This is a genomic window from Streptomyces anandii JCM 4720, from assembly GCF_014650655.1.
GTDB lineage: Bacteria > Actinomycetota > Actinomycetes > Streptomycetales > Streptomycetaceae > Streptomyces > Streptomyces anandii.
This window is the reverse complement of the sequence record NZ_BMVJ01000005.1, coordinates 230331-233292: the sequence shown is the minus strand read 5'-3', so window position 1 is coordinate 233292 and position 2962 is coordinate 230331. Positions and strand designations below refer to the sequence as shown.

2 protein-coding genes are annotated in these 2962 nt (G+C 71.4%); both read right to left on the bottom strand.

The features are described from left to right. Positions 1–2382, bottom strand: a 2382-nt coding sequence (gene rph / locus IE249_RS11870) for a rifamycin-inactivating phosphotransferase (RefSeq protein WP_229858201.1), incomplete at its 3' end; no start/stop codon positions are given. Between the two features lie 42 nt (positions 2383–2424). Continuing rightward, a partial coding sequence (locus tag IE249_RS11865; RefSeq protein ID WP_229858198.1) for a phosphatase PAP2 family protein occupies positions 2425–2962 on the bottom strand: 538 nt, incomplete at its 5' end.

Below are 2962 nucleotides of genomic sequence, written 5' to 3'. Positions count from 1 at the left end.
CGCGATGTCGAGGACGACCCGGGCCCTGCCCTCGACGGCCCCGGCGGACACCGGCAGCCCGACCAGGGCGCCGGCCGGCACGTCGTCGCGCCGGTACGCCCCGTTGAGGCACTCGCCGTCCGATGTCAGCACCCGGGGCGGGGTGAGCGCCCGGTACGACCGGAAGGCGTCCTTGCGCTGCTCGATGAGCCGGCCGTCCACCTGCTTCGAGCGCACGGCGTCGGAGAGTTCCTGGAGGGTGAGGTGGAAGATGTCCTCCTCGTCGCCGAGCACACCGGCTGCCACGAGGCGCCCGGCCTCCCGCAGCAGAGCCTCTTTGTAGAGGAAGTAGCGGCTGACGATGTCGTACTTGGGGTACTCCCGGTAGCCGATGAAGGTCCGGACCCGGTCGATCATCCGCTTGGCCTCGTCGGCCTTCCGCCCGCCGTCCGGCAGGGCCCGCAGGCGTGCCAGTACGTCCTGTTCCTTCTTCAGCGCCTCCTGGCGCCCTTGTTCGAAGCGCCGTTCGGCGGCACCCGGTTCGAAGTTCCTGATGTTGTCGAGGATCACGGGTACGAGCGTGGTGGGGCGCTCGCGCCAGCGCGGCCTCGTGATGTCGATCTCGCCGGCGCAGCGCATGCCGTACCGGTCGAGGTAGCCCTCGATGGCGGCGCGCGCTCGGGCCCCGCCCGTGAGCTTCGCCAGCTCGTCCAGGAAGGCGTCGTACAGCGAGCCCTCGTACGGGAAGCCGTCGTCCTCGACGCTCCGCAGGAACTCGACGACCTCGGGATACGGGCGGATCACGTCCGCGACGTCGAGCAGATCCAGACCCATCTGCGAGGTGATGTTGCCGGGGGCGGACAGGGTGAGTGTGTCGGCCGCGTTCTTCTCACCGAGCCACTCGTACAGCTTGTCGTTGAGCCACCACGTGGCTTCCATGCCCGCCATGATCGCCTGGATGTTCAGCGGATCGCTGAGCACTCGTTTGTGCTCCTCGAAGGCCACCGGCAGGAAGTCGAACAGTTCCGGTCCGCTCTTCGTCCGGATCTCACGCGCGAGGGCGGCGACGGACGCCCGGCTGCGCTCGATGAGCGCGCCGACGACGGCGGGATCGGTGTCGATCGGCGCGGGGGCGCCGCCGGCCGGCGGCCCGCCGGCGTCCGCGTCCGGGAGCAAGGGGACGAAGTCGTCTCGGTCCAGGACGGTTTCCAGTGCGTCCCTGACCAGCGGTTCGCCCTTCCCTACCAGGTCCAGGAGTGCGGCGCGGCCCGCGGGCGAGGCCAGGCGCCGCGTGACGTCGACGAACAGCCTCCCGCCGGCGGCGTACATCGGCACCATGGCGGTCGACTGCCACATGGAGAGCCCCAGTGGCTTCATCGCGTCGGTCATCATCTGCTGGTGGCCGACGGACACGTAGACGTGGTTGTCCTCGTCGTCCCTCTCGGGGACGGGGAACAGCGTGGTGATGGGCCGGCTCTGGACGATGTGGAAGTCGTCGTCGGCCAGACACCATTCGATGTCCTGCGGACGGCCGAAGTGCGCCTCGATCCGCCGCCCGAGGCTGACGAGCCGGACGACCTGCTCATGCGTCAGCGCCGGCTGCTCCCGCCGCCGTGAGTCGAGCGCCGTCTCGCGCGTACCGCCGCCCGGCAGGGCGTGAACGGCGCGTTGCTTGGCGGCGATGGTCTCGGCGACGACTTCGCCGTCCCGCACCTTGAAGACGTCCGGGTTCACCACGCCGGAGACCAGGGCCTCACCGAGGCCGAACCCGGCGTCCACGGTGGCGGTCCTGCGGTCGCCCGTCACGGGGTCGGCGGTGAACAGGATGCCGGCGGCGTGGGGGAAGACCATCCGCTGCACGACCACGGCCATGGACACCGCGCGGTGGTCGATGCCGTTGCGCCGGCGGTAGACGACGGCCCGCTCGGTGAACAGGGAGGCCCAGCACCGCCTGATGTGCTGGAGGACCGCCTTTCGCCCCACGACGTTCAGGTAGGTGTCCTGCTGGCCCGCGAACGAGGCCGTCGGCAGGTCCTCCGCCGTCGCGCTGGACCGGACGGCGTAGGCGGCCCGCTCGCCGTGGCGGACGAGCGCGCTCGTGATCCGCGCCGCGAGGTCGTCCGGGACGGCGGTCTCCTCGATGGTCCGCCGGATCTCCGCGCTGAGCGTCCGGATGGCGTCCGGATCGCCGGCGCTCAGGCGGGACAGTTCGTCGAGCCGGTCGTCGATCGACGGCGCCTGCGCGATGATCCGCCGGAAGGCGTCCGTCGTCACGCAGAAGCCCGCCGGCACGCGCACGTCCGCGATGCGCGACAGCCGGCCCAGGTTCGCCCCCTTGCCGCCGACGACGGCGGCCTTCCTGTCGTCGATCTCTCGGAGGTCCCACACGTACTGCTCGATCACTGCGCATACCTTCCGGGCTGCCGGCCGCACACGTCGACGGCGTCAGACGCCGTCCCCACCGTTTTCGCAGGTTGCGGGCTCGGCCGACGATTCTGCGCCCCGACCCGGGCCTTGCCGCAAGCCCCCCGGTGCGCTATAAGTTGAGAGAGGCAAGGAGAGGAATCTCCTTGCCTTCGCCATTTCCGGGCCGTGCCGGACGATCCAGGCGCTGCCCAGACCGATCACCGCTCCCGCGGCGACGTCCGTGGGGTAATGGGCCCCGCTCTGCACACGCTCCACGGCCACCAGAGCCGCCGGGACCGCGCACAGGACACCCGCGAGCGGCCAGGCGGAGAAGACCGCGGCGGTGAACGCCGCCGCGGCCGCGGTGTGTCCGGAGGGGAACGACGACGACTCGGGGCGGTCCTCGACCTCGTCGTGCGGTACCCATTCCTTCGGCGGCCGGGGCCTGCGGACCAGGTGCTTGCACAGGCCGTTGGAGACGGTCTGTGCCACCGTCAGCGCCGCCAGGGCCGACGCGGCGGCCCGTCGCCCGCGCCGGCCCCCGGCCGTCGCCAGCACCACGGACGCGCCGCACCAC